The 20,445-nt window shown below is 53.3% G+C and carries 23 protein-coding genes and 1 other annotated feature (1 of these 24 running past the window's edge); of the genes, 1 reads left to right on the top strand and 22 read right to left on the bottom strand.

What is annotated here, in order from left to right:
- Positions 1-42 (bottom strand) — a binding site (T-box leader) (it extends 234 nt beyond the left edge of the window).
- 60 nt (positions 43-102) lie between these two features.
- From pseI to NYE24_RS11245, 12 genes are all read right to left on the bottom strand, one after another.
- Positions 103-1,155 carry a pseudaminic acid synthase gene (gene pseI, locus NYE24_RS11190; RefSeq protein WP_342478686.1) on the bottom strand — a complete coding sequence of 351 codons (1,053 nt, stop codon included), beginning with the start codon at positions 1,153-1,155 and terminating at the stop codon, positions 103-105.
- On the bottom strand, positions 1,133-1,705 hold the full coding sequence (gene pseH, locus NYE24_RS11195) for a UDP-4-amino-4,6-dideoxy-N-acetyl-beta-L-altrosamine N-acetyltransferase (protein WP_342478687.1): 573 nt from the start codon (positions 1,703-1,705) through the stop codon (positions 1,133-1,135). Before pseH ends, pseI begins: the two co-directional genes overlap by 23 nt.
- On the bottom strand, positions 1,683-2,771 hold the full coding sequence (gene pseG, locus NYE24_RS11200; protein WP_342478688.1) for a UDP-2,4-diacetamido-2,4,6-trideoxy-beta-L-altropyranose hydrolase: 1,089 nt from the start codon (positions 2,769-2,771) through the stop codon (positions 1,683-1,685). Before pseG ends, pseH begins: the two co-directional genes overlap by 23 nt.
- 17 nt (positions 2,772-2,788) lie before the next feature.
- Positions 2,789-3,586 carry an SDR family oxidoreductase gene (locus NYE24_RS11205; RefSeq protein WP_342478689.1) on the bottom strand — a complete coding sequence of 266 codons (798 nt, stop codon included), beginning with the start codon at positions 3,584-3,586 and terminating at the stop codon, positions 2,789-2,791.
- Positions 3,587-3,590: 4 nt separating this feature from the next.
- Positions 3,591-4,508, bottom strand: a complete 918-nt coding sequence (locus tag NYE24_RS11210) for an aldo/keto reductase (RefSeq protein WP_342478690.1) — start codon at positions 4,506-4,508, stop codon at positions 3,591-3,593.
- Positions 4,509-4,525: 17 nt separating this feature from the next.
- Positions 4,526-6,295 (bottom strand): N-acetylneuraminate synthase family protein, encoded by a 1,770-nt coding sequence (locus NYE24_RS11215; RefSeq protein ID WP_342478691.1) that lies wholly within the window; start codon positions 6,293-6,295, stop codon positions 4,526-4,528.
- A gap of 23 nt (positions 6,296-6,318) precedes the next feature.
- Positions 6,319-7,515: a UDP-4-amino-4,6-dideoxy-N-acetyl-beta-L-altrosamine transaminase gene (gene pseC, locus NYE24_RS11220; RefSeq protein ID WP_342478692.1), complete on the bottom strand. Its 1,197-nt coding sequence runs from the start codon at positions 7,513-7,515 to the stop codon at positions 6,319-6,321.
- On the bottom strand, positions 7,512-8,477 hold the full coding sequence (locus NYE24_RS11225; protein ID WP_342478693.1) for a GDP-mannose 4,6-dehydratase: 966 nt from the start codon (positions 8,475-8,477) through the stop codon (positions 7,512-7,514). The genes pseC and NYE24_RS11225 overlap by 4 nt, the downstream gene beginning before the upstream one ends.
- Positions 8,478-8,488: 11 nt before the next feature.
- Positions 8,489-9,493, bottom strand: coding sequence for an SDR family NAD(P)-dependent oxidoreductase (locus NYE24_RS11230; RefSeq protein WP_076154357.1), 1,005 nt, complete (start codon positions 9,491-9,493; stop codon positions 8,489-8,491).
- A 17-nt stretch (positions 9,494-9,510) separates the two neighbouring features.
- Positions 9,511-10,938: a CDP-glycerol glycerophosphotransferase family protein gene (locus tag NYE24_RS11235; protein WP_051493113.1), complete on the bottom strand. Its 1,428-nt coding sequence runs from the start codon at positions 10,936-10,938 to the stop codon at positions 9,511-9,513.
- Positions 10,939-10,978: 40 nt separating this feature from the next.
- Positions 10,979-11,755 carry a glycosyltransferase family A protein gene (locus NYE24_RS11240; RefSeq protein ID WP_036690170.1) on the bottom strand — a complete coding sequence of 259 codons (777 nt, stop codon included), beginning with the start codon at positions 11,753-11,755 and terminating at the stop codon, positions 10,979-10,981.
- Between the two features lie 179 nt (positions 11,756-11,934).
- Positions 11,935-12,909, bottom strand: a complete 975-nt coding sequence (locus NYE24_RS11245) for a glycosyltransferase (RefSeq protein WP_076154240.1) — start codon at positions 12,907-12,909, stop codon at positions 11,935-11,937.
- A 113-nt stretch (positions 12,910-13,022) separates the two neighbouring features.
- Between NYE24_RS11245 and NYE24_RS11250 the strand changes: the two genes are divergently transcribed.
- On the top strand, positions 13,023-13,460 hold the full coding sequence (locus NYE24_RS11250; protein ID WP_036690174.1) for a hypothetical protein: 438 nt from the start codon (positions 13,023-13,025) through the stop codon (positions 13,458-13,460).
- Positions 13,461-13,553: 93 nt separating this feature from the next.
- Here NYE24_RS11250 and NYE24_RS11255 read toward each other — a convergent pair whose 3' ends face one another.
- The 10 genes from NYE24_RS11255 to spoIIGA all read right to left on the bottom strand — a co-directional run bounded on the left by NYE24_RS11255 (position 13,554) and on the right by spoIIGA (position 20,396).
- A complete protein-coding gene (locus tag NYE24_RS11255) occupies positions 13,554-14,039 on the bottom strand; it encodes a DivIVA domain-containing protein (RefSeq protein WP_036690176.1) in 486 nt (161 codons plus the stop codon).
- Between the two features lie 131 nt (positions 14,040-14,170).
- Complete coding sequence (locus NYE24_RS11260; protein WP_036690178.1) at positions 14,171-14,953, bottom strand: YlmH/Sll1252 family protein; 783 nt, start codon at positions 14,951-14,953, stop codon at positions 14,171-14,173.
- Between the two features lie 5 nt (positions 14,954-14,958).
- Positions 14,959-15,228 carry a YggT family protein gene (locus tag NYE24_RS11265; protein WP_036690179.1) on the bottom strand — a complete coding sequence of 90 codons (270 nt, stop codon included), beginning with the start codon at positions 15,226-15,228 and terminating at the stop codon, positions 14,959-14,961.
- 7 nt (positions 15,229-15,235) lie between these two features.
- Positions 15,236-15,679, bottom strand: coding sequence for a cell division protein SepF (gene sepF, locus NYE24_RS11270; RefSeq protein ID WP_036690181.1), 444 nt, complete (start codon positions 15,677-15,679; stop codon positions 15,236-15,238).
- Positions 15,679-16,374 carry a YggS family pyridoxal phosphate-dependent enzyme gene (locus tag NYE24_RS11275; RefSeq protein WP_076154238.1) on the bottom strand — a complete coding sequence of 232 codons (696 nt, stop codon included), beginning with the start codon at positions 16,372-16,374 and terminating at the stop codon, positions 15,679-15,681. Before NYE24_RS11275 ends, sepF begins: the two co-directional genes overlap by 1 nt.
- A gap of 4 nt (positions 16,375-16,378) precedes the next feature.
- A complete protein-coding gene (pgeF, locus tag NYE24_RS11280) occupies positions 16,379-17,236 on the bottom strand; it encodes a peptidoglycan editing factor PgeF (RefSeq protein ID WP_036690184.1) in 858 nt (285 codons plus the stop codon).
- 90 nt (positions 17,237-17,326) lie between these two features.
- Entirely contained in the window at positions 17,327-17,671 is a 345-nt protein-coding gene (locus NYE24_RS11285) for a YlmC/YmxH family sporulation protein (RefSeq protein ID WP_036690185.1), read from the bottom strand.
- 165 nt (positions 17,672-17,836) lie between these two features.
- A complete protein-coding gene (gene sigG, locus NYE24_RS11290; protein WP_036690188.1) occupies positions 17,837-18,619 on the bottom strand; it encodes an RNA polymerase sporulation sigma factor SigG in 783 nt (260 codons plus the stop codon).
- Between the two features lie 78 nt (positions 18,620-18,697).
- Complete coding sequence (sigE, locus tag NYE24_RS11295) at positions 18,698-19,420, bottom strand: RNA polymerase sporulation sigma factor SigE (protein ID WP_036690190.1); 723 nt, start codon at positions 19,418-19,420, stop codon at positions 18,698-18,700.
- 19 nt (positions 19,421-19,439) lie between these two features.
- Entirely contained in the window at positions 19,440-20,396 is a 957-nt protein-coding gene (spoIIGA, locus tag NYE24_RS11300) for a sigma-E processing peptidase SpoIIGA (RefSeq protein ID WP_036690192.1), read from the bottom strand.
- Between the last annotated feature and the right edge of the window lie 49 nt (positions 20,397-20,445).

The raw sequence follows: 20,445 nt of genomic DNA on the forward strand, positions 1-20,445 counted from the left end.
GAGAACGTTACCTTATCGTACTTGTCCCGTCATCGAATTTAGATTCAATGGATACAGATATGTTCTAGTTATAGACGTTTTCGCCCCAATTGTCAAGGCGGATTACAGCAGCAGGTCCCAGCTCAGCGGAGTGCCGGCGGGCAGATCGGTTCTCAAGCGTTTGCCGAGAAGCAAGTCATAATACTTTGGCGCGAGGCCGTAGCCGGGCCGGATGACTTTGAGGTTATCCGCAGTCAGCAGGTCCCCGGCCTTGATGCCCTTGGCGGTATAGACGGACCGTCTGAATTGCAGGGATTTCTCTTCTTCGGGGGTCGGACCGATGGATACGCCGCCGAGCGACCTCCAGGCCGTATCTGTCTCCCGGACCAGGGAAGCGAATTCTGCCGGCTCCAGGGAGAATCCAGCATCCACCCCGCCTTCCGCACGGCTCAGGGTGAAGTGCTTTTCAATCACGGTGCTGCCCAGCGCCACGCTTGCTACTGCTGCCCCTACGCCCAGGGTATGGTCGGACAGGCCCACCTGAGCACGGAAGACGTCGCGCAGATACGGAATGGTGTTAAGGTTGGTATTCTCGGGCGAAGTCGGATAGCTGCTGGTGCATTTGAGCAGTATATATTCCCGGCAGCCAGCCGCAGTTATGGTACCGATAGCCTGTTCAATATCGCCGAGCGAGGCCATCCCGGTGGAAATAATCATTGGTTTCCCTTTGGAGGCCACCTTCCGCAATAAGGGAATATCATTATTTTCGAAGGAAGCGATCTTGTAGCAGTCGACGCCGAGGGTCTCCAGGAATTCGAGCGAGGATTCATCGAACGGGGTACTGAATGGAATCATCCCAAGCGCCCTGCACGAAGCAAAGATAGGCTCATGCCACTCCCAGGGCGTATATGCTTCAGCATACAGCTCATACAGTGACTTCCCTTTCCACAGTCCGTTCGTTTCCCCAATCATGAAATCCTTATTCTGCAGATTAAGCGTCATGGTGTCCGGCGTATAGGTCTGGATTTTGAACGCATGTGCGCCAGCCCGGGCTGCGGCCTTAACGATTTCGAGCGCACGGTCCAAGGACTTATTATGATTACCGGACATCTCTGCGATGACAAAAGGCGGATGCCCGCTGCCAATGGTGCGGTTACCGATCTTGATTTCCTTCATGGCCTGTCGTTGCCTCCTCTGTCAGCCGTAGCCTGCGGCTCTCCCATTGCTCCCGGAACAGGGACATCAAGACCACATCCACAGGCTGATGATTTCTGATCCGTTGCCTGCCTAGCCTGCCTTCCTCCACGAAGCCTAGTTTGCGGTGATAGGACAAGCTTCTCTGATTGAAATCAAGAATTTGCGCGCATACCTTACTTAACTGCTCCTCCCGGAAAATATGCTCCAGCGCCAAGATTCCCATCATGGTGCCGGATCCGGGAGGACAGCTCCTCTCCCCTATATAAAAGCCCCATTCACAGGTCTTGTGGACCCTGTCGATCTGCGAGAACTGCACGAAGCCCACCGGTGTGTCCAGATAGCAACAGATCCGGACCACCCGGCTGGCATCCTCCGCTATGGCATGCATCCAGCTAAGATGCTCTTCAAGTGGAATGATCCCGTCATGATTCATATAGGGCCGGATGTGATCGGCATTGCGCCATTCCCATATTAGCCGGCTATGCTCCTGGCTCAGCTTCTCAAGCCTATAGTCCCGTAGGTCTGCCATAGTCTCCTCCCATAATCCTGTCTATGACCTCATCCCATTTATCCTCGCCCATCAGGCAGAGCGCCTGCTCCGACATGCCCCGTACCCTCGCCGGGTCAGCCAGCATAGTCCTAAGCCCCTGCTCAATCCCGTGGGCAGTCACCTCATTACTCTTCCCCAGGCTTAATGCAGCCCCCTGCGCATGAACCAAGGCCGTGATCTCCCGCTGATTATCCGCCGTAATAATGCACAGCGAAGGGAGGCCCAGGTAACAACGCTCCCAGGTCGTACTTCCGCCTGCTCCGATGGAGAGGTCTGCCTTCTGCATTAAGTCAGCCATGTAATCGATCTGACAATGGAAGCTGGCCTGCGGCATCGAGCTACATAACGCTGCAATCTCTTCTTTGCGGCGGTTCATTCCGCCAACTACGACATCCAGCTGCAGATTACCGAAGGCGGGATGTTGGAGGGCCTGCAAGGTTTTGAGAGTCTCCCCTGTAGGATCGGTGCCGCCAAAAAACACCAGAACCCGGTTTATGCTTCCGTTCCGTTCAGCCAGCCCCAGCTTAGCCGCACGGAATTCCGGCCGCAGCAGCGTATAGCAGGTGCCTGTCAATTTCGTGCAGTAAGCAGGAAGCAGCCCCTGGTAACGGTCCCTGGCAGCGGATGGATTGGAGTCCAGCAGCAGATCACATTGATGCAGGCGGTCCGCTAAATCGTCGATGGCTACTATCTTCTTCACTTTCCCCTGTACCCATATCTCCCACCGCTTATCAATCCCGTAATGGTCGATAATGAGGCAATCCGCAAGAGCAGCCCCCTCCAGCCGCTGCACCGTCTCCATGACATCGGTCCGCCAATCCACCTGTAGCCAGAATGCGGCGTACGACGGATTATCCGGCGGCGGCAGCAGCTCCACCGTATAGCCCTGACCCCTGATATAGTCGGCCAAATTCCCCGGCAGCTCGCGGCAAACGAACGTGATCTGCCCGCCTCTGGCGGCAAGCCCGCCTGCAAGTGTCAGGCAGCGCATGATATGGCCCGTGCCCATAGAATACGAGGAATCGGCCCGAATCCATATATTCATTGGATTAGCTGCTGTGCTTACCATGCAGTCCAGCCTCCGTCGACAGAGATATTCTCACCTGTAACATAGCTTGAGGCAGCGGAAGCGAGGAACACCATCACTCCCTTCAAATCTTCTGGGGTGCCGATTCTGCCCAGCGGGTTCTTCCTTTCCAGCTGGCGGATGAACTGGGGATCGGCAGTTTGAACCGCTGCATTGGGAAAAGGCCCCGGCGATACCGTATTCGCTCGGATTCCGTGTGGCCCGAAGTGGCAGGCAATGTAGCGGGTAAACTGGCCAATCGCCGCTTTACCCGCCCCGTAATTGGCGGGATTATTCATCCCGCTGTCTCCGTAGACCTCCGGGTTAGGCGAGACCAGCCCGTACATCGAGGAGACGTTAATGATCGAGCCCCCCTTTTGCTTAACCATATAGGGAAGGACAGCCTTGACACATCTGAAGGTTCCGTTGATCGTCCCGTCCAACCCTGTCAGCCACTGCTCTTCATTCATGGCCTCCAAGCTGGCCGCTGAGCTGAACGCGGCATTATTCACCAGGATATCAATGCTTCCGGCCGATTCAGCGATGCTCTGAATACATTGTCTGACAGAGGCTTCCTGCCGGATATCCATCGCCTTGCCGAAGCAGGCTGCTCCAGTGGTGCGGGCGATTGCTTCAGCGGTCTCCTTGCAGCGCTGCCCGCTTGAGCTTACCAGATAGACTGCCGCACCAGCCTCAGCCAGCCCCTCCGCTATGGCTCTGCCCAGATAACCAGCCCCTCCGGTCACAACCGCTGCCTTGCCTTGCAGATTAAATAATTCCTGAAGAGTACGCATCCGGTTACTTCCACCTCCTGGGGTCAATGATCTCTACAGGAATATCCGTAAAGGATTCACCAAGCGTCTGTCTCACCGCCGGGCTTAGTAGGGGCAATGCCATCATCCGCAGATTCTCCTGCACCTGCTCCGCCGTCTCACAGCCAATCACCAGCCCGGTTACCCCCGGAAGATCCCTCACATAGAGGAAGCACAGCTCTTTAACCGGTATCCCGGTTTCCTTGCTGTATCTGATTAATCGTAACAACGGCTGCTCCGCTTGCTTCAGCCCCGCCGGAAGCTGCTCCGGTGCCATCAGCAGCAGGCCCTGCAGATAGACACTGCGGACGAAGATTTCTGTTCCCTTCCGGGCGAGCCGCTCCAGCATTCCATTCGCGAGCCATCTCTGGTCCAGGACATTCAGCGGAATTTGAATACTGTCCAGCCTCTCCACGCGCATAAAGTTCGCAATATCCTCCGCATCATACACGGATACGCCGATTCTGCGGATCGTGTGCTGCCGCTTCAGTTCCTGAAGCACTCGCAGAATTTCGCCGTCCTGGTAAATCATATCCAGCGGATCATGCAAGAGACAGATATCCAGCGCAGAACACTTCAGCCGGTCCAGGGAAGCATGCACGGAAGCGATGACGAACCTTCTCCGCGCTTCCTCCGTGTGCAGCCGCAGCCGCTGGACGGAAGGGAGCTTCGTCACAATCTGCGGCCGGCTCTGCGGCTCAGTGTGCTCCAGGCAATCTCCGATGATAGACTCGCTGTCCCCGTATCCCGGCGCGGTATCCAAATAACCGATCCCTGAAGAGAGGGCATATTGGAGCAGTTCGTTCCTCTGTTGAACAGAGGGGTTCGCAGCTGCATTCGCAATCCCGTAATTTCCGCCCAGCTGGGCCGTCCCCAGCACAAGGCTCGCTTTATTTATCATCATCCGATGCCTCGCTAACGTTATAATTTCTTGTTCAGGGTGGTTGCTGCATTCAGCTCCTTAACCAGCTCCGTATCATCCCGCCATTTCACCTGAATGCCCCGGTTGTGCTCAGCCACCTCAGGGTGTTCCTGCAGGAATGCCTTCAATTCCTCGAAGAATAGCGGTCTTGCCCCCACATCCAGTGCCTGGTAGACCGACTCGAACAGCTCCAGATCCTGAATTTCATCCATGGTTAACCGCCACTTGGGATGCACCCACTCCGCAGGAAGGTCCACAGCATTGATCTTGAAGAGATGCGGATTGTTGAAAAAGTAAAAGGACAGATACTCCGCATGCGTAAGCGGATTGGAATAGTGCAGCAGCCTGCTCAGCGCTTCAACGGTAAAAACATCCCCCACCGTCCCTATGGTCGACTCCTTGGCGTAGGTGAAGTCGGCACCGCTTGCCAGATGCCGGTCGATCAGAAGCTTAAGCATCTCCGGGGAGACCGCCGGATTGTCGCCGGTCACCCGGACTACGATATCCGCCTGGGCCGCTTCTGCCACGCTCAGCATTCTTGCAGCCACATTGTCCGGATCGCCGGTGACCACCTTCACCTGACCGTTCAGGGTGAACGCCGTAAGCGGCTGGTCGTCCGGCAGATCCGAGGTGGCCAGCATTACCTCATGGCCGCCCGGCACAGCCAGACAATTCATCAGGCATCTCTCAATGGCTGGAATGCCGTGAATCTCGCGCAGCGCCTTGCGGCGGAGCCGGGTGGATTTCAATCTGCAGATGACAGCAATGCAGACTTTGGGTGCTTTTACCTTCCCGGGCGTGATGGGTGTGTTCGCAGGAATGGCCGAGGTGGCAATCATAGGAAATGGTAGGGAAGCATTGCTTGCCATGAGGGCATCCGGCATAGATGAACGTTTATAGCATATGTTCTCAGGCGTGATCATTTCACCCGGGCGCAGCTCTCTGCGGGAGACGATCCTCAGAGAGGAATCCTCCAGATACCTTCTTTCCGATTCCTTAATTTCGAGACTGCCCTGTACACACTCTGCCCGGCGCAGCTTCTCCACCATCCGCCCGAATTCCTCCGGCTCAAGCGCGGAATAATAGTCAATGCCTTTCTCCGCACGGTTCAGGGTAATGTGCTTCTCAATGACACTAGCCCCCAGCAGATAGGCATAGACCGGAAGATCGACCGCCATTTCATGATCAGCATCCTCATGATCCGCGAAGCCCACCTCCAGCTGATAGGTCTGCTTGATATGGGCGATGCGGCTCAGGTTAGAATCCTCTGTCCGGGTCGGATAGCCCTGGAAGCCGTGCATCAGCACGATTGGACCTTTGAAATGGCTCCGAATGTAGGATAATTGGGAATCCATCTCTTCCTCCAGCCAGCCGCTTACGCCGATGAGTAAGGGCTTATTGAACCTGTGCAGGGCTAGAGTCAAGGGGATCGACTGGAGTACGGTTGTGGGTAATTTCAAGCCGTCTATCTGCGATTCAAGCTCCGCGAGCAGCTGAGCGCCCCATTCATCATAGAGGTCTACCCAGACCTCCAGTCCCTCAGCCTTGGCAAGCTGGACAGCCTCCGCCCATTGCTGCTTGCCGATGAACAAATCGATATACGTCTGATAATGGATGAAATCCGGCACCGCCAGGCTGTCGTAATGGAACCATTGAAATTTCACCCCGTCAGCGCCGCTGCGTGCGGCTGCGAGGATCAGCTCCCGCAGCCGGCCGGGGTCGCCCCAATGGGCATTGGCAATTTCAGCAATCACCTTCACTTTGGCCACAATAATCACTCCCTTCTCTATTTTTACTTGGAGTAGTGGCAGATCACCTTCTTGACCGCGGCGACCACATCCAGCACATCTTCAGGTTCCATGCCCGCATATAGCGGGAGTGTAATGAATTCCTCGTAGCAGCTTTCAGCGACCGGACAGATTCCCTTGCGGAACCCCAGACTTTCGTAGTACGGATGCAGATAGGCGGGGATGTAGTGGACGTTTACGCCGATGTTCTCCTTTTGCAGCGCCTGAAAGACCGTCTTGCGTGTGGCCTTCAGCCTTGCGAGCTGAAGTCTGACAATGAACAGATGCCAGCTTGACTCCGCCTCTGGAAGCTGATGCGGCAGAATAAGCTCCTTGGTCGCGCCCAGCTCCTGCAGATACAAGGCGGCAAGCTGTTTGCGCTTCTCGATGAAGCCCCCGATTCTGCGCAGCTGGGAAATGCCGAGTGAGGTCTGTATGTCTGTGATCCGGTAGTTGTACCCGAGGAATTGCATCTCATAATACCAGGGCCCGTGGTTCTCCCTTAACTTGCGCTCATCCCTGGTGATGCCGTGGGTGCGGAACTGCAGCAGCTTCTCATAATATAACGGGTTATTGGTCGTAATCATTCCGCCTTCTCCCGTTGTTATATGCTTTACAGGATGGAAGCTGAACATAGTCATGTCCCCGATAGCCCCAATGCTTCTATCCTTATATCTCGCACCCAGCGCATGGGCGGCATCCTCAATCACGATCAGATTATGCTCCCTGGCAATCTGCAGGATCTCATCAAGCTCTGCCGGCTGACCCGTGAAGTGGACGGGAATAATGGCTTTTGTTCTGGCCGTAATTCTCTCCCTAATCCGCTGCGGATCAAGATTATATGTCCGCGGATCGATATCGGCAAATACCGGTACGCCCCCCTGATACAGCACACAGTTCGCAGTAGCGGCAAACGTCATGGGCGTCGTAATCACCTCATCCCCTTCGCCGATCCCGGCGGCATAACAGGCCCCGTGCAGGGCCGCAGTTCCGCTGGAGAAGGCCACCGCATATTTTGCCCCGGTAAATGCTGCGATCTCTGCTTCGAATTGCTCAATAGCCGGGCCACTGGTCAAATAATCACTTTGCAGCACCTTGACCACGGACTCAATATCCTCGTCATCGATCATCTGTCTCCCATACGGCAAGTAGTGGGCACGTACAGGCTTCCCGCCGTCAATGGCCAGTTTGCTCTTACTCATGATTGGTTCGGCTCCTTTCGGTGAAAGGTCTCCAGAATCCATTGCTCTGTCTGCCGGATGCCCTCTTGGATGGTAACCTTAGGTGTCCAGGACAATTGCTTCTCTGCCTTGTTGTAATTGCATAACAGCTTCTGGATCTCACTCTGCGGGTGAATATGGGGAACATGCTGGACCGGTGCCTGCCCGTCTGCAATCAGCTCAGCCAATTGATTGACGGTGATATCCTCACCCGTGCCTGCATTGACAATTTCTCCGTGCAGCTTGTCGCTGTAGCCCGCCTCCACTACGAAATCTGCACAGTCCAAGACATATAATAGATCCCGTGACTGGGTGCCGTCCCCGTAGATATTCAGCGGCTGGCCTTCTAATTTGCTGTGGATGAAGATCGCCACGACGACGCCTTCGCCTCCGGTTTTCTGATAGGGACCATACGTGTTAAACGGCCTTACGACCACCACTGGCAGATCATAGGCATAGAAATAGGATAGCACCATGTTCTCCGCAGCAATCTTGGCCCCTGCATAGGGAGAGGCTGGTTTGATAGGGGATTGCTCGTCAATTCCCTGTTCATCCGCCGCCCGGGCGTAGACCATGCAGGTACTCATGAAGACCATCTTCACCTGCTGCTTGCGGCATTCCTCAAGAAGATAGAAGGTGGCCAGCGTATCATTATTGAACGTGGTCTCAGGATCATCAATGCTGTCTTGCACATTAATGCTTGCCGCCAGATGGTAGCACAGGTCGAAGGAATTCTCCCGGAAAAGCTCCTTCAGAGCTTCTCTGTCCTTGAGGTCCATGACCTGTACCTTCTGCAAATGCTCGTGATCTTCATACTCCTTCAGATTATCCAGCGATGAATTCACCAGATTATCGATGACCCATACCCTTTGTCCATCCTTTAACAAACGTCCGACCACCCATCTGCCGATGAAGCCGGCGCCTCCGGTTACGAGTATATTCATAGTAGCCTCCACTAGATTAGATTTTGTTCCGATGCCAGCTTCTTAACCTGCTCCTTGGTCAGCGGAATCTCTCCTTCGGAGCTGTAAGTGCCCGGCTTCGGCCTGCTTGCTTCCCGGTAGGACTGCGGTGCAGCATAGGGGGAAGGGACAATATATACATCCTTTAATTCATAAGCACTTAAGGATTCCTCGTGGGTCATCAGTTCTTCATATCTCTTCTCGCCTGGCTTCAGGCCGATCTCCAGGATCTTCACTGTAGTCGGGAGGGTCCCATATTTCTTCGGCGCCTCCTCGGCTACAACCTCAGCCAGATCCTTCAGCCTGATCACCGGCATCTTCAGAATAAAAGTCTCACCACCCTTCGCCAGCTGCAGGGACTGAACGGTCAGCCGGGTTGCCTGCTCCAGCGTCATCATGAACCTTGTCATGGACAGATCTGTTACGGTGATCGCCCTGCCTTCTCTCGCCTGCTTCACAAACAAGGGAATGACAGACCCTCTGGAGCCCATCACATTCCCGAACCGTACGGTGCAGAACACCGTTTGGCCGGAGCCGCCCGAGGTGACGGCAGAGGAAATCAGCTTCTCAGCAGACAGCTTGGTGGCCCCGTAGTTGTTGGTCGGCGAAATGGCCTTATCTGTACTTGTAAAAACGACCTTACCTACCTTCTGCTGCTTCGCTGCCTGAATCACGTTATGAGTGCCGATAATATTCGTAAGTACAGCCTCCAACGGGTTATATTCACAGAAGGATACATGCTTCATAGCAGCTGTATGGAACACATAATCTATTCCCTCCATGGCAGCCAGCACACGGTCATAATCCCGGACATCGCCGATCAGGTAGCTAAGTCTTGCGTTCCCATGTAGCTCATCCTGCAGCTCGAACTGCTTATACTCGTCTCTGCTGAGAATCCGGATGATCTCTGGCTCCTGCTTCAGAAGGAGCTTCGCAATACTTTTCCCGATGGTGCCGGTACCGCCGATGATCAGAATGCTTTTATTCCGGAAGAACATGCTCTCCACCTCCCGCTTCATCGATTCCCGCTTCCATGGATCAGGCGGTCCATGAGATCCGCAAGCGCTTTGCCGGAGTCAGGAATCTGATAGGCTTGCTGCAAGAATTTCTCTTTTACAGTCTTGTAGTTTAATTTCTCTATATTGCTGCTGGAATAATAGCGGGCGATGATACTGGTTAAGTCAGAGGGTTCTTTTTGAATATAGCGGTCAAGGGCATCATAGTAATCATATTCACGGTTAGCCTGAATGAATTTGTAGACAAATACAGGCTTGCCGAATAAAAGGCCTTCAAGGGCAACCGTAGAGAGGGTGGCGACCACAGCGTCCGATTTCATAATCAGCTCACGGGTGTCTGCCTTGCGGTCGGTAACCACATGAACATTGCTATATTCTTCTTCGTACCCGGTATACAGCGAAATCAGCTTCTTGGACAGCTCCCAGGGATGGGGCTTGATGATCAGCTGAAACTGCGGATGTGAGGCCAATTGGGTGAGCAGGGTGCGGATCTTGGATTCATCCAGCGTCGGTCCTGTAGCGATTAGTAAGGTGATTTTATGAGGATCAAGCTGGTAGGTTTCTCTAAAAGACTCTGTAGACGTAATCTTCGAAGTAAAGATATCATCGTAACGGGCATGGCCGGTAATCACGATCCGCCCGGCTTCCAGCCCTCTGCGCACGTACCAATCATGTTCATATTGCCCGTAGATTGCGATATGGCTGGAGAATACAGGAATGAAGGCTTCCTCTCCCATCAGAATTCCGTGCTGCAGACATACACTGGGAATCCCCTTGATCCCTGCAACGACGGCAAGCGCCCGGCTGGCTACATCTTCTGTCGTACCTACCATTACAGAGGCTACCGGCAGGTCATTGTAGAGATTAAATACCATTTCAATGGTATCTACAATGGAAGGAATCCGGCTCAGGAAGGTCTGGGTAAAAAATTCATTGCTGAACGCAGGATGTCCTTCGGCCTTCGCGAAAAGGTCAGCAGCGCGCCGGACCAGCTCTTCTGCCTCTGCCTTGGTGTCCCGCTTGTAGCCCAGGCTGTATACATTCGGGATTCCATAGAGCTCGGTGGCTCTGGAGCGGGACAGAATCATGGCTGAATCTCCGCTGAAATGCTCGCTGATCGTTTGCTCCGACATTCTGATATAGTCCAGATTAATCAGTATTTTGCCCTTCAGATTGGACTTCACAGGCTGATAGAGCGGCGCAACCCTATTGTCAAAGAAAGGCTGAATCTGGTGCTGCTCATGAATACCGGAATGCTCCAGCTTCAGCTTAAAATCGCTGCTCCCCATTTCGCTCCTAAGCTCATCGTTGATTTGTTGATAGAAGTTCGTCATCAGGGCCAGAGGGATATTCCTGTACTTCAGCTCCTGCGCAGTATGGATAAATTCACTATAGAGCGACCAGTAATTGGACAGATAGATGGACAATCCGTTTTCCCTCCTCGTGGTGCCTTTCTATACAATGGCCTTATTTCTTGTGCTGCCGGATACATTTCAGTTCTTCTCTCAGCTCCTTGCAGGTTCGCTGCGGGGGAAGCATCTGAATGAACTGGCTCTTCTCCTGATGCTGTAATTGATAGTGAATAGACAGCTCGGTGATATAGTTATCATCCAGAATCTCATCCACCGGGTAGAAGTCCCAGAACTGGTTCAGCCGCCAGAAGAACCGGCCGTCACCTATTCGATAGAACTCCGGATTCTCATCCCAGTAAGACCCGAACTTGTCATGAATGACCGGAAGAATGGAGCTTCTGTGCAGGATGGAGCAATGATCGATGACGCAAGGGGCCACCGAAACGACTTTTTTGGCTGGTCTTAGCTGGCTGCGGGTTACTTCATCCTGTTCGTTCAAGTAGTTGACCAGCGACGCAGAGTAGGCAATCATGACTTCGGGATTCTCCTCCAGATAGTTCACCATCTGCTCAAGTCTAGTATTTCTGTAACGGTTATCATCGGTAGCATAGGAAATATACTCCCCCTGTGCTTGAGCGAGGGCTTGATTGATCAGCGCGGAATATCTGACCTTCGCTACTCTCTGCTCCAGGGTTTCCGTATCACTTCTGAAGAATTTGATTCTCTTATCCTTGAGATAGGGCTCAATCACTTTCAGAGTTTCTTCATTCGAGTTATCATCCATCAAGTAGAATTCAAAGTCTGTAAGCGTCTGATTCAGAATGGATTCAATGGACTTTGCGACATATGCGGCCTTATTGTAGCTGGTCATAATGATCGTAACCTTTGGCAATCGAATACCTCCCCCGCTGTTTACTCGCTATCATATGTATCCTTCTTCGAAACGTTATAGGTTAGAAGACTAAATTTTCAAATGGAGGACAAAATAGCGGACTTAGTCTATGGGCAAACCTGAATAAACGCCCGGCAGATTAACTGCGGAGCGTCTATCAGGTCCGGTGAATCCGTCTATTAAGCTTGCACGTTCATCAACAAATCATGCAGCCGGTGCTCAAAGGTATGGGCTGCCAGCACCTGCTGTCTTGCTGCTTCAGCAATCCACTTGCGCTCCTCGTCATGCGCCATGTAGTAATGGATCTTTTGCAGCAAATCATGCTTATCCTGATAAGAAACCACCTGAGTGCCCTCGTCAAACTGATGGCGGAGCCCGCTTTTATAATCGGTAAGCTGAAACGCTTCACAGCTGGCTGCATCAAAGGTACGGTTGTTGATGCTTGTGGCGATAATCCCTGCCCGGTTACGGTTGTACTTCTCAGCGGAAGGGCGGTGAATATTCAGCACAATCTTCGCCCCGTTGTAAAACTTGGCAGCCGTCTCCGGCTGGACCCAGGCATTCACCAGCTCCACATTGCGGTTAGCGCCATGCTTCCATTCATGATAGTGCCGGCCCCACCCCCGCCCCACCAGCTGGATGCGATAGGCTGTGCCTGCAAGTAAGGCTTCTATAAGCTCAATCCGGTTACTGTAAGGCACGCCTACTAAGCAGATATCACTTCTATACTCATCGGATACGGCTGCGGGGTGAAACAGATCAGGGTCTGTACCCAGCGGCAGATGATAGACCCGGGGATGACCCAGCGCCCGATAATGCTCCATTGCAGCCTGGTCAATCGTGAAAATATAATCAAAATAAGCAATCAGCGGAGCCGTCCAATCCATGTAATAGGGGTCCTCTGTCATCCACACCGCCGACTTCACCCCGGATTGTCTGATGTACTCCAGCACAGGCTCTGGAACCTTCACACCGGCCATAAGCAGAATCAGCTCCGGCTGCCAAAAATGCTGGTTAAGCTTTATTTCATTCAACACACTGCCAGGCTGCAAAGCTCTGCAATGATGCCCCGCTTTCTGTAAAGCCTCTGCGATACGCTGCTCGAAGAAAGAATAGACGCCCTGGAAGCCTGATGTTATCAATAGGATATTCATAGCTATCACCACCATAATTACCGATATTTTTCAAAGTCCATAGGATGTTGTCTCTAACATAATATTCACTCAAAACATAGGATGGAACTATGCCATAATATGGAGGTGAAAAAATGTCGCATACCCTAGTAGAATTTGCGCGGAGTGTCAGCACCAATCTATCCTTTGGACCTCCGATTCCAATCGATGGAACACCCCACCTGATCTTGGAATTCGGTATGCCTGTTCCTCCTGCTCCAAGCAATTTCGTTGAGCTTGCTACAACTGTTGGCTGGGAGGCTGTTAACGTCTTTGCCACACCGCCCGTTCAACCCACCCTCCTGCTGGAATTGCTTGTGAATGGAATTCTCGTAGGCAGTGCCGAACAAGCTGCTATCCCGGCGGATGGAGATCCGATTCGAATGACAACCATGTTTCAGACGATCCTTACCGATTTTCCCGAAGGTTATTATGCATTTCAGATCTTTGCCTCCAATGTGGAAGATCTTCAAGGCGAAATTAACCTTAGGGGCCCCATCCACATTACAGGCAAAGTTATCGTTCCCGCTTAAAATGCACAAAAAAACTCCTTGGCAGAGGTCTTGATTGACCTGCTGCTAAGGAGTTTTTGTGTATTAGGGTACAAGCTAACCGTCATCTTAGGCTCAGAGCGCGTTCTCGCTAACCTCACGGCTCTCCAGCGCATTCCAGTCATCCTGGGACAGCAGCTCCAGCTGGGCTTCCAGCAGCGTCCGGAACCGGGTACGATAGATCGAAGCCTGCTTGCGCAGCTCCTCGGTCTCGATCGCCACCTTGCGGGATTTGGACAACGCTTCGTTGATAATCCGGTCCGCATTCTTCTCCGCTTCCTTGAGGATCAGCTGGGATTCCTTCTTGGAGTTGTTCTTCACATCATCTGCAGCCTCCTGGGCTACAAGAATGGTCTTGGACAGACTTTCTTCAATATTGACGAAATGATCCAGGCGTTCCTGAAGGGTTAACAGCTGGTTGTGCAGTTCCTTATTCTCGCGGATCACGCTCTCGTAATCCTTAATCACCTGATCCAGAAATTCATTGACCTCATCTTCGTCATAACCGCGGATTCTCCGGGAGAATTCCTTGTTATGTATGTCGAGCGGTGTTAATGGCATGCTGTGCACCTCCTAGAAATTTCGGTGAAGATTATAGATGAAAGACAATTACCGGCGCACGGCCTGCTAAATGTCCATATTTCCCTGAGATTATCAATTTCGACAAGCACAGCTGTAATCCTGCAAAGACTTCAGACAAATTTGCCTACCAAAATCCGGTAACGGCCCTTCTTCGTCAAGCTGCCGATCTCCAGCACCTTGAACCGTCCGAAGCCCTGGATCGAGACCATGTCCCCGTCCTTCAGCGAACAGGACGGATCTTCCTCGACCTTCCAGTTCACGCGGACGCGCCCGGCCTTGATCGGGGCCAGAATCTTGCTCCGGCTCAGCCGCGTCACATCCGCTGCAATCCCGTCAAGCCGGAGGGATGCCACTGTGAACTCCATCGCCTCCAGCTTGACCTCACTGCTGCGCAGCCCGGATAACGGCAAGATCTCCGTACTGACGTTAATCCGGTGTACACCGGTCAAATGAATGGACAGGTAATCTGCGATATCAGCAGCCACCACTACGTGACAGCCGTCTTCCAGCACATGAATATCACCGATCTTGCCTCTTTTGATGCCAAGTCCCAGGATTGCTCCCATATAATCCCCATGCTCCAGCGAGAGAAATTTCTGTTCGCCTGAGGTGATCGCCAGCACGCTTAATTCCATATCCTCATCCGTGAGGTCACGATAATCCGGAGCCACCAGCCCGCGCTTCCGCTCGGCATCCGAAGAACCGCCCTCCCAGCGCACAATCACATCAGGGTGGCGGTTCACCAGACTCTGCAGAATATAGCTCTGACGGGGGTCCAGAAATTCGGTCAGCTTCGTCTCATGATACTCCCCGGCATTCGTGACCCACTCCCAGGCCTTGTCCACAAATGGCCGCTCGTCCGGGTGGAAATGCCCGTAGATTTCATTCTTCATGGGACTCAGCCGAAGACCGAGGTTACGATAGACTGAAGCCCGACTGCGGCAAAACGCAGCATGATAATCGCGACAATCGGGGAAATATCCAGCGTTCCAAACAGCGGAGGGATAATCCTCCGGAACGGTGCCAGATACGGCTCCACCAGCTTGCCCAGCAGCTCGCCGATAAAGTTCTCACGCAGATTTGGCAGCCAGGACATTAGAATGTATACGAGAATCATGTAATAGTAAATCTGGAATAGGATGTATATAATTGAAGATACTTCGTTCAAAACCTGCTCACCTCATTCTGTTGTAATCTTGCTCGTCACCCAGGATCTCGGTAATGGAGCCTTGAATCTCCACGGTGTCCGGTGTGCACATAAATATATTGCCCCCAATTTTGGATATTCCTCCACCCAGAGCATAAACAGTTCCGCTGAGAAAATCGATGATCCGCATCGCCTGGTCATTGCGCACCCGCTGCAGGTTAATTACTACCGTGCGGTGTGAACGCAGATGGTCGGCAATCTCCTGCGCCTCGTCATACGAGCGCGGCTCGTAGAGCACAACCTTCACATTTTTTTGGGAATGAATGCTGACGACGTTGGCCCTCTGATTCTTGCGTGTTTCTACAGGGGCGGGTTCGTATTCATCCTCATCACGGGAGATTTGCTCCCGTTCCACAATCTCCTCTTCCTCCTGCAAACCCAAGAAACTCATAAATCGGTTCATCACGCCCATCATTCTCCCTCCTCATGACCTACTAATACCGTTCCCAGGCGTACCCGGGTGGCTCCTTCCTGTATCGCCACTTCAAAGTCATTCGACATGCCCATCGACAGCTCTTGTATTGGCTCAGGTGTCAAACCCAACAGATTCAAGCGGTCACGCAGCTCACGGAGTCCGCGGAATACCGGCCGGGTCGCCTCGGGGTCTTCTTCGTGAGGGGCCATCGTCATCAGGCCGATGACCTTCACCCGGTCAAGCGGAGCGATCTCCCGCAGGAAGTCCTCCACCGCTTCCGGCGCCAGGCCGAACTTGGTATCCTCGCCTGAAATATTCACCTGCAGGAACACCTTCACAGCAAGTCCCGCAGCTTCCGCCTTCTTATGCAGCTCCCTGGCCAGCGACAGCCGGTCCAGAGAGTGAATATATTGAAATTTACCGATAACGTCCTTCACCTTATTCGTCTGCAGATGCCCGATAAAGTGCCATATTCCCTTATGCCCAAGCGCATTCCATTTCGGCTCCGCATCCTGCCAGCGGCTCTCGGCGATCTCCTCAAGACCTGCCTCCAGCACAGCGGCAACCGTATTCAGCGATACGTATTTCGTTACCGCAATCAGCTTGACTTCACTGGCATCCCGGCCGCTGGCCGCGCAGGCCCGTGCGACACGTTCCCGGGTAGTGGCTATTCTTTCTTGTAGCGAGGCCAAAATTTCAACTCTCCTTTATTCCGATCCAGCTCGTCATTCTCCCAGTGACCCCGTTTTCCTTCCGGTACGAAAAGAACAGATCACTGTTACAGCTTGTACACCAAGTTGTACATTCGATATGAGTCGGCAATATTCCTGCTTTTATCATAATGCGTTGATTCAATTCTTTCAAGTTCAGCATCATTTTGCTGCTGTCTGTCTCCGATGGTCTATATACAGCCCGCGCGCCTTCCGCCACAGCCGGCAGGTTGAGCCTGGCCTCCAGGCGCCGGACAGGGTCCATTACATAATCATCCACCTCATAGCAGCAGTCTCCGATGGAAGGCCCTATAGCAGCCTGTATGTCCTCAGGACGGCTCCCGTACGTCTGTCCCATGCGCTCCACCATCGCGGCCGCGATTTCCGCCACGGTCCCCTTCCAGCCTGCATGCGCCAGCCCCACCACCTGGTTCAGTGGATCATGGAAGAACAGCGGCACACAATCAGCGTAAAAAGAAGTCAACAGCACCCCGGGCACATTCGTCAGCAGCCCGTCAGTGGCTTGAAAGGCAGAGGCCCGGTCCAGGCTGCCCCGGCCGCGATCCTGTTCTGTAATGACAGCGATCTCTTTGCCATGGGTCTGTTCCCCGCAGGTCCAATCGGCAAGCCGGAAGCCCAGACTCGCAGCCAGCAGGCTGCGGTTAGCCAGCACATCCGCCGGATCATCGCCTACATGAAAAGCACAATTGAAGCTGTCATACGGTTCTTTGCCGCTGCCGCCTGCTCTGCCGGTGAAGCCTGCAGTAATGCTCCTATACGGCTCACGCCACGGCTCCAGATGCAGCAGCATGCTCGCTGTGCCATTTTGCATAAACGGTTCCATCTCTTCACCTCCGCTTAAGTGTACCACACTCAGCCCCGAAAACATTCTCCTATGACTTTACCCATATCCGCAGAAAAAAGACGCACCTCATTAATAAGTGCGCCGTTCACTGCGGTCCGGCCGTTCCAGGTACATCATCTCGCGGTCTTCCTGTCCCTGCGGTATGCGGGGCTCCTCCAGCTTCACGAGCACGACATCCGCACCGATCTTCACGATATTCCGCCATGGAATCACCAGATCAGCACCGCCGCCGAACAACCCCATGAATCTGGTATAGCCCGGGACAATCACAGCGTCAATGACGCCTCTACGCAAATCCAGCTCCAGATCGCTGATCTGGCCCAGCCGTTTACCGTCGACAATATTGATTACATCTTTGGTTTGAAAATCGGAGATTTTCATCTTTTTACCCGAAGCTGACGTTTCCTCAATCATCCTGCCACCCCTGTACATTCAGACCTATAGCTCAGTATATGTCCTTAAGGCTTGGCCGCATGACTGTATTCCAGATCCTCTGTGCCCCGGACATATAAAAGGATATCCCGGCTAGCCGCTAGTTGCCGCCATCCGGAATATCCTCCGCTCATTTATAGACTGTGGTCAGGACTTTACATGCTTTTGCATTTGCTGGATTGCTGATTTCTCAAGCCGTGAGACCTGAGCCTGGGAGATGCCAATCTCGTCGGCGACCTCCATCTGGGTCTTACCTTCGAAGAAGCGCATCGACAAAATGCGTTTCTCACGCTGCCCCAGCCGCTGCATGGCCTCCCGCAGCGCAATCTCCTCAATCCAGGAGACATCCTTGTTCTTGTCGTCACTGATCTGATCCATCACATAGATCGGGTCCCCGCCGTCATGATAGATCGGCTCGAACAGAGAGACCGGGTCCTGGATCGCATCAAGGGCGAAGACAACATCCTCCTTCGGAACACCGAGCGCTTCGGATATTTCGAAGATCGTCGGCTCCCGCGAATTCTGGTTCGTCAGGCTGTCACGCACCTGCAGCGCCTTATAGGCAATGTCGCGCAGGGAGCGGGATACCCGGATCGGGTTGTTGTCGCGCAAGTAGCGGCGGATCTCTCCGATGATCATCGGCACCGCATAGGTGGAGAACTTGACATTCTGCGATAAATCGAAATTATCGATGGCTTTCATGAGTCCGATGCAGCCTACCTGAAACAAATCATCCACGAACTCTCCACGATTATTGAACCTTTGAATCACGCTTAGCACAAGCCTGAGGTTGCCATTTACCAATTTCTCTCTGGCGGATCGCTCGCCCTGCTGCTGCAGCGAAGTGAACAATGCCCGCATTTCCACGTTCGTGAGAACAGGCAGCTTGGCGGTGTCCACACCGCAAATCTCGACTTTATTTCGGGTCATGATGATTAACCTCCCAAGGAGAAACATTACTGTACATTATCTCCCCGGCCCGGCATTTTATTCCTCAGCGTTTATCACTTACACCATCTTGTTGAACTCCTTGCGCAGCCGCTTGATAATTCTTTTTTCCAGGCGCGAAATATAAGATTGGGAGATGCCCAGCAGATCAGCTACATCCTTTTGCGTTTTTTCCTCGCCGCCCCGCAGCCCGAACCGCAGCTCCATAATCAGCCGTTCCCGCTCGCTGAGCTTCTCCAGCGCCTTCTGCAGCAGCTTGCGGTCGACCTGCTCCTCAATGTTCCGGTAGATCGTATCGTTCTCCGTGCCCAGCACATCCGAGAGCAGCAGCTCGTTGCCGTCCCAATCAATATTCAGCGGTTCATCAAAAGAAACCTCGCTTCTGGTCTTGCTGTTACGCCGCAGATACATCAGAATTTCATTCTCGATGCAGCGTGAGGCGTAGGTCGCGAGTTTGATTTTTTTCTCCGGATCAAAGGTGTTGACCGCCTTAATCAGTCCGATCGCGCCAATGGATACCAGATCCTCGATGTTAATGCCGGTGTTCTCGAATTTTCGGGCGATGTAGACCACCAGCCGCAGGTTGCGCTCAATCAGCATAGCCCGGACTGCTGCATCCCCGCTGGAGAGCCGCTGGAGCAGGAATTCCTCCTCCTCGCGTGTCAACGGCGGCGGCAGCGCTTCACTTCCTCCGATATAATAAATCTCCTGGCTCTTCAGACCGAGCAGAAACAGCATGCGGTAATACTGCAGTTGCAGCACAAGCTTGAATTTGACCATTATTGTTCCTCCTATAGGTTACTTAGCCCATCACCTTGTCAGCCGGCGCTTCTGGAGCACTCTCTTTGTGGGTCAGGTCAGGATGTATGACCGCCCGGTACGCGCCGTCTCCCGACAGTGTCCCGCCATCCAGCCCGATGAGTACCCTTGTGCTGCAAAAGGTATCACCGCCAAGTTCTATACTCACCTTATCCGGCTTCAGCGCGAGCATGAAGGATGCCCCGCGATTGACGCCTCTGTACGGCACCAGCCGTATCCTGTCCTGCCAGGCGAACGACTGCCCGTCCGTTTCCAGTACAAGTGTATCTGCACCCGTCTGGGTCAGCCTTCCTTTCCAGGAAGCCGGCAAATGGCCCTCCCACAGCGAGGCTTCCATCACCATGACCGGAATCCTCGTCAGCGGATCGCTGAGCCGGTTCCCGGTATCCAGCAGTCCGGGGCAGGTAACCGACACTCCGTCGATCTCCACCGTCACTTCCCCAATATAGGAATCCAGTTGTTCTCTGTGCCGGCGGGAGGATTGGATCAGCTTGAAGAGCAACAGCACCAGCGGAAGCAGGGCAAGCACGAACCAGAACCCGATCTTCAGCCGGTAAGCTTGGCCTCCCGATGAGGTGAAGATCATGCCCTTCCAGAGGTCACCAGAGCTTTGCAGCAGATAATGAACGCCTATGATCCCTCCCGCCGCCGCAAAATTAATGATATAAAACGCCCCAAATGCCCGAAGATAGCTTTGCAGACTTCTAAATCCAAAGGCTATCCAGATCATCAAAACCGATAACCCGAATTTGATGAGAAAGGTATACAGAAAGGACAGCTCCGGTACGAACATCATGACGACATAGAGTGCACCCGCCAGCGCTGAGAGAGTCAGCCGCCACCAGGATACCTTGTGCTTAACCAGCCAGCTTGTCAGCCACAGCAGGACTCCGTCGATCAGCAGATTGGCGGCAAAAATCAAGTCAATATAGACAACCATCGCTCTCACCTGCCTGCAAGCGGATATCTATCCGGAGGCCTCGGTGCAG

This window comes from Paenibacillus sp. FSL H7-0350, assembly GCF_038593195.1.
Lineage (GTDB): Bacteria > Bacillota > Bacilli > Paenibacillales > Paenibacillaceae > Paenibacillus_AQ.

Bases quoted from the DNA above. Each gene is read 5' to 3' on its own strand.
- pseI (WP_342478686.1), bottom strand. From the start codon at position 1,155: ATGAAGGAAATCAAGATCGGTAACCGCACCATTGGCAGCGGGCATCCG.
- pseH (WP_342478687.1), bottom strand. From the start codon at position 1,705: ATGGCAGACCTACGGGACTATAGGCTTGAGAAGCTGAGCCAGGAGCAT.
- pseG (WP_342478688.1), bottom strand. From the start codon at position 2,771: ATGAATATATGGATTCGGGCCGATTCCTCGTATTCTATGGGCACGGGC.
- NYE24_RS11205 (WP_342478689.1), bottom strand. From the start codon at position 3,586: ATGCGTACTCTTCAGGAATTATTTAATCTGCAAGGCAAGGCAGCGGTT.
- NYE24_RS11210 (WP_342478690.1), bottom strand. From the start codon at position 4,508: ATGATGATAAATAAAGCGAGCCTTGTGCTGGGGACGGCCCAGCTGGGC.
- pseC (WP_342478692.1), bottom strand. From the start codon at position 7,515: ATGAGTAAGAGCAAACTGGCCATTGACGGCGGGAAGCCTGTACGTGCC.
- NYE24_RS11225 (WP_342478693.1), bottom strand. From the start codon at position 8,477: ATGAATATACTCGTAACCGGAGGCGCCGGCTTCATCGGCAGATGGGTG.
- NYE24_RS11230 (WP_076154357.1), bottom strand. From the start codon at position 9,493: ATGTTCTTCCGGAATAAAAGCATTCTGATCATCGGCGGTACCGGCACC.
- NYE24_RS11245 (WP_076154240.1), bottom strand. From the start codon at position 12,909: ATGAATATCCTATTGATAACATCAGGCTTCCAGGGCGTCTATTCTTTC.
- NYE24_RS11250 (WP_036690174.1), top strand. From the start codon at position 13,023: ATGTCGCATACCCTAGTAGAATTTGCGCGGAGTGTCAGCACCAATCTA.
- NYE24_RS11255 (WP_036690176.1), bottom strand. From the start codon at position 14,039: ATGCCATTAACACCGCTCGACATACATAACAAGGAATTCTCCCGGAGA.
- NYE24_RS11260 (WP_036690178.1), bottom strand. From the start codon at position 14,953: ATGAAGAATGAAATCTACGGGCATTTCCACCCGGACGAGCGGCCATTT.
- sepF (WP_036690181.1), bottom strand. From the start codon at position 15,679: ATGGGCGTGATGAACCGATTTATGAGTTTCTTGGGTTTGCAGGAGGAA.
- pgeF (WP_036690184.1), bottom strand. From the start codon at position 17,236: ATGGAACCGTTTATGCAAAATGGCACAGCGAGCATGCTGCTGCATCTG.
- NYE24_RS11285 (WP_036690185.1), bottom strand. From the start codon at position 17,671: ATGATTGAGGAAACGTCAGCTTCGGGTAAAAAGATGAAAATCTCCGAT.
- sigG (WP_036690188.1), bottom strand. From the start codon at position 18,619: ATGACCCGAAATAAAGTCGAGATTTGCGGTGTGGACACCGCCAAGCTG.
- spoIIGA (WP_036690192.1), bottom strand. From the start codon at position 20,396: ATGGTTGTCTATATTGACTTGATTTTTGCCGCCAATCTGCTGATCGAC.